The organism is Streptomyces sp. TM32 (assembly GCF_004122755.1).
GTDB lineage: Bacteria > Actinomycetota > Actinomycetes > Streptomycetales > Streptomycetaceae > Streptomyces > Streptomyces sioyaensis.
In genome coordinates this window covers 1-5024 of sequence record NZ_SDIG01000277.1, presented here as the reverse complement: position 1 = coordinate 5024, position 5024 = coordinate 1, and the positions used below count along the sequence as shown (strand labels likewise).

At 72.5% G+C, this 5024-nt stretch carries 4 protein-coding genes and 1 pseudogene; 1 reads left to right on the top strand and 4 read right to left on the bottom strand.

Annotated elements, in window-relative coordinates; all coding sequences use genetic code 11:
* Nucleotides 1-244 precede the first annotated feature (244 nt).
* The 4 genes and pseudogenes from EST92_RS31045 to EST92_RS31030 all read right to left on the bottom strand — a co-directional run.
* Nucleotides 245-1057, bottom strand: coding sequence for an ABC transporter permease (locus EST92_RS31045; RefSeq protein ID WP_129283989.1), 813 nt, complete (start codon nucleotides 1055-1057; stop codon nucleotides 245-247).
* A 22-nt stretch (nucleotides 1058-1079) separates the two neighbouring features.
* Nucleotides 1080-1928 (bottom strand): ABC transporter permease, encoded by an 849-nt coding sequence (locus EST92_RS31040; protein WP_129283988.1) that lies wholly within the window; start codon nucleotides 1926-1928, stop codon nucleotides 1080-1082.
* A 12-nt stretch (nucleotides 1929-1940) separates the two neighbouring features.
* Nucleotides 1941-3062 (bottom strand): ABC transporter substrate-binding protein, encoded by a 1122-nt coding sequence (locus tag EST92_RS31035; protein WP_343283823.1) that lies wholly within the window; start codon nucleotides 3060-3062, stop codon nucleotides 1941-1943.
* Between the two features lie 17 nt (nucleotides 3063-3079).
* Nucleotides 3080-3508: pseudogene (locus tag EST92_RS31030) on the bottom strand (zinc ribbon domain-containing protein); the annotation flags it as partial.
* A 237-nt stretch (nucleotides 3509-3745) separates the two neighbouring features.
* On the opposite strand from EST92_RS31030, the gene EST92_RS31025 reads away from it, so the two are divergent.
* Nucleotides 3746-4804 (top strand): ABC transporter ATP-binding protein, encoded by a 1059-nt coding sequence (locus EST92_RS31025; protein WP_174244186.1) that lies wholly within the window; start codon nucleotides 3746-3748, stop codon nucleotides 4802-4804.
* Nucleotides 4805-5024: the final 220 nt, after the last annotated feature.

The following is a 5024-nucleotide window of genomic DNA, read 5'->3' as shown; positions in this document are numbered from 1 at the left end:
GGGCCGTACCGGGGGCAGTACCAGGGGCTACACCGGGGGCCTGATCGGCGGGACCGGCCGGGCGGACCGTGGTGCGCGGACGGCCCGCGGGCGTCGCGCCCGGTGTGGGTCCGGGGACACGGAATCACCCCCGTGGATCCCGTGCCCCGAACCCTGCTGTGAGGGACGCGGGCCGGCCGGGGACGGTTGACGCGGTACGGCGAACTCGTCCATTCGGCTGAGGCACCTGCCGTCGCCGGTGCCCTCAGAGGCGGCCGCCGGCCGGGTCCGACGAGAGCCGCTGGGCGGCCCGCACGGGGAGCACGGACAGGGCGATGAGCAGCGCGGCCACCACGTTGACGACCGGGGCCTGGTGCGGGCGGGCCAGGTTCTCGTAGATCCAGATCGGGAGGGTCCGGGTGCCCGCGCCCGCCGTGAAGGTGGTCACCATGACCTCGTCGAAGGAGAGCGCGAAGGCCAGCAGGGCCCCGGCGAACAGCGCGGGCCGCAGCGCCGGGAAGGTGACGTGGCGCAGGGTCTGCCAGGGGCGGGCGCCCAGGTCGGCGGAGGCCTCGGCCAGTGACGGGCCGATCCGGCGGAGCCGCGCGGCGACGTTGTTGAAGACGATCACGACGCAGAAGGTCGCATGGCCGACGACGACCGTGAACAGGCCGAAGCCGATCCCCAGCGGCGTCAGGACAGTGCGGAACGCGGCGTTGAGGGCGATGCCGGTGACGATGCCGGGCAGCGCGAGCGGCAGCACGATCAGGAACGAGACGGTCTGCCGGCCGAAGAAGCGGTGGCGGTGCACGGCGAAGGCGGCGAGCGAACCGAGGACCAGGGCCAGGGCAGTGGCCCACAGGCCCGCCTGCAGCGAGGTCCACAGTGCGTCGCGGGCGCCCGCGCTGTGCAGGGCGCGCCGCCACCACTCGCCGGTCAGCGCGCCGGGCGGCCAGCCGAACGACGGGTCGGCGTTGAGGGAGTTGAGCAGGACCAGGAGCAGCGGGAGGTAGATCAGGGCCAGGCCGGCGGCCGTGACGCAGCCGAGGACGATGCGGGCGGTGCGGCTGAGATGCATCCGGCTGCCTCCTGCGGGACGGTCAGAGCGAGTCGAGTGCGCCGGCCCGGCGGACCGCGGCCAGGTAGCAGACGACGAGGACGACGGGGACCGCGGACAGCGCCGCGGCGAGCGGCAGATCGAGGGTGACCTGGGAGGCGATGACATTGCCCAGCAGCTGGGTGCGGCCGCCGACGATCTGCACGGTGAGGTAGTCACCGAGGCTGAGCGAGAAGGTGAAGACGGAGCCGGCCAGGAGCGCCGGGCGGACGGCGGGAGCGACCACGGAGCGCAGCGTGCGCAGGGTGCCGGCACCGAGGTCGGAGGACGCCTCCAGATGGTGGGCGGGCAGCCGCTCCAGGGCGGCGTGCAGCGGCAGGATCATGTACGGCAGCCAGAGGTAGGCCAGCACGATCACCACGGCGGTCGTGCCGTATCCGGGTCCGCGCAGGCCCAGCGGGGCGAGTGCCGCGTTGACGAGGCCGTGCTCGCCGAGCATCACCCGCCAGGCGTACGCCTTGACCAGATAGCCGGCCCACAGCGGGGTGAGCACGGCCACCAGCAGGGCACGGCGCAGCCGGCCGGTGGCCACCCACGCCATGAAGAAGGCCATCGGCAGCGCGAGCAGGGCGTCGAGGAGCGTGACGACGACGGCGATGCCGAGCGTGCGCAGGGCGACGGTGCGGTACACGGGGTCGGTGAGGATCTCCCGGAAGTTGTCGGCGGTGAAGGAGTGCACGACGTCCGAGGTGAAGGGGTCGGTGGTCCAGAAGGCCGAGAGGAGGAGGACGGCGAGGGAACCGAGGTAGGCGAGGATCAGCCAGAGGAGGGGCGGGGCGAGGAGTGCGGCGAGCCGGGCCCGGGCGCCCGGCTCGCGTTCCGTGACGGACACCGGCTGCCCGGCTCAGCCCTTGATCTCCGTCCAGGCGCGGGTCCATTGCGCGTAGTCGGTGCACGTGACGTTCTTGCGGCCGTCGAGGCACTGCGGGACGGGGGTGGTCCAGAAGTGGACACGGCGGTAGTAGGCCTCGTCGTCGGCGTGGTAGACGGCGCAGTGATGGGGGTCGGTGGTCTCCCGGCAGGCCTTGGCGTTGGCGGGTGCCTCGCCGAAGAACTCGGCCACCTGGGCGTTCACCTTCGGTGAGACGATCCAGTTGAGCCACTTGTAGGCGCAGTTGGGGTGGGCGGCCTTGGCGGAGACCATCCAGGTGTCGGACCAGCCGGTGGCCCCCTCCTTGGGGAGAACGGCCTTGACGGGGGCCTTCTGCGCAGTGGCGGTGTTGGCGATGACCTGCCAGGTGGTGCCGATGACGCTGTCGCCGCCCTTGAAGGCCGTGACCTCCTTCTGGTAATCGCTCCAGTATTCGCCGACGTACTGCCGCTGTTTCTTCAGCAGGGCCACAGCGGCGTCGAGTTGGGTGCGGTCCAGGGCGTAGGGGTCCTTGATGCCGAGTGCCGGGCGGGTCTTCATCAGGTAGAGGGCGGCGTCGGCGATGTAGATCGGGGAGTCGTAGGCGGTGACCTTGCCCGAGTACTTCGGGGCGCCGTCGAAGACGGCCTTCCAGGAGTCGGGGGCCGGGGAGACCTTGTCGGTGCGGTACATCAGCAGATTGGCGCCGCGGCCGTGCGGAATGCCGTACATCTTCCCGTTCTTGGAGTTGAACGGGCGCATCTTGAGGCCGCTGAAGATGTCGCGGTAGTTCGGGACCAGACGGGTGTTGACCGGCGCCACGTCCCCCGCGGCGATCAGCCGCAGGGTGGCGTCGCCGGACGCGGACACGGTGTCGTACTGCCCCGTCTTCATCAGCGAGACCATCTCGTCGGAGGTTCCGGCGATCTTCGTGTTGACCTTGCAGCCGGTCTGCTTCTCGAACGGGTGCACCCAGTCGGCCCGGGGGTCGTTGGAGCCGTCCTCGGCGTATCCGGCCCAGGCGATGAGGTCGACCCGGCCCTCGCCCTTGCCGACGCTCTTCCGCTCGGCGGCTCCCCCGCCGCCCGTCCCCCCGCCGCCGGAGCCGCAGGCCACGGCCAGCAGCAGTACCCCGGCCGCCACTGCCACGTCGTCCAGCTGTGCGCGTCATCCTCGTCGAGCACCCCGGGCACCAGCTCGACCCGGGTGCCCACGGCCAGGTCCGCGGCCGTGACGCCCGGCGCGGCCTGCCCGAGCACCACCATCCGCTCCGCCGCCAGCTCCACGGCGACCAGGGCGTACGGCTGCCACTCGGCCCCCGGGTCGGAAACATAAGGGGCGGGCGGTCGATAGCGGGCATCGGTGTACGACCAGACGGTGCCGTGCCGGGACAGCGGCACCTCCACCAGCTCGTCGCCGCCGCACGCGGGATTGCGGCAGAAGGTGTCCTCGCGGGGGAAGAACACCGCGCCGCAGTCCCGGCACCGCGTACCCAGCAGCCGGAAGTCCGCCGCGTCCTGATCGAACCACCCCGGCACCGCCGGCTTCCGCGTACGTGTCACGGACCCTCCCCAAGTGCGGACCGGGAACGGCGGGCCGGCAACGGCGAGCCGGCCGGCCGCGGACCGGCGGCGCGGCCCTCGCGGCCCTCCCGGAAACCCATAACTGACGGGACGTCAGGAGTGTGGCACGGTGCCGCCCGGTCCGGAACCCCGGTACAGTCCGGGCGATCACGTCGTTCACGAGGGGGAGTGCCCGTGGCTGAAGCCGCCCGCCCTGACGCCCGCACCGACGCCCGCATCGCCCCCCGGCCCGTCCGCCCGGCCGCTGCCCCCGCCGTACGGCTCACCGCCGTCCGCAAGGAGTTCGGCTCGGTGCGCGCCGTCGACCACGCCGAACTCACCATCCACCAGGGGGAGTTCTTCTCCCTCCTCGGCCCCTCCGGCTCCGGCAAGACCACCCTGCTGCGGCTGATCGCCGGCTTCGAGCGGCCCACCTCGGGCCGTATCGAACTCGCCGGCCGCGAGGTCACCGCACTCCCGGCCGCCCGGCGCGACGTGCACACCGTCTTCCAGGACTATGCGCTCTTCCCGCACATGACCGTCGAACAGAACGTCGCCTATGCGCTGACCGTGGCCGGGGTGCGCAAGTCCGAACGCCTCGCCCGCGCCCGCGAGGCCCTGCGCACCGTACGGCTCGACGACCACGGCCCGCGTCGCCCGGCCGAGCTCTCCGGCGGCCAGCGTCAGCGCGTCGCCCTGGCCCGCGCGCTGATCGACGGCCCGGGGCTGCTGCTGCTCGACGAGCCCCTCGGTGCGCTCGATCTCCAGCTGCGCCAAGAGATGCAGCGTGAACTGGCGCGCATCCAGCGCGCCACCGGCGTCACCTTCCTTCTCGTCACCCATGACCAGGAGGAGGCACTGACCCTCAGCGACCGCCTCGCCGTCCTCGATCGCGGCCGGATCGCGCAGATCGGCCCGCCGCTGGAGATCTACGAGCGTCCGGCCACCGCGTTCGTCGCGGGATTCGTCGGCACCACCAACCTGCTGAGCGGCCCGGCCGCGGTCCGCGTCGTCGGCGCCCCCGGCACCTACAGCATCCGCCCCGAGCGGATCCGGATCGCCGCTCCCGACGGCCCGGACGGCACACCGGGGCCGGGGGAGCGGAGCGTGCCCGGCCGGATCGCCGAGATCGTGCACGCCGGCGCCCACCTCCGCTGCGTGGTCCGCCTCGACGGTGGCGACGACCGGCTCACCGCACTGCGGCTGAACTCCGGGCCGCTGCCGCCGGCCGTCCGTCCGGGCGCCGCCGTGCACCTGCTGTGGCGCGTCGACGACGTCTCCGCGGTGCCCGGCTGAATCGCCGTCGGGGGCACCGCACCGATGGGCACGCCGACGAGGCGCACTGGTGGCAGACCGTCATCTTCCGGATACTGGCGGTGCTCGACAGTCGTGTGCGACAGCAGGAGTTCACCATGCGTAACGCGAATCCGTGGCAGGCCGCCGTGGCGGCCGGGGTACTGCTGCTGGCCGTGGCCTGCCACGGATTCGCGTTACGCATGGTGAACTCCTGCTGTCG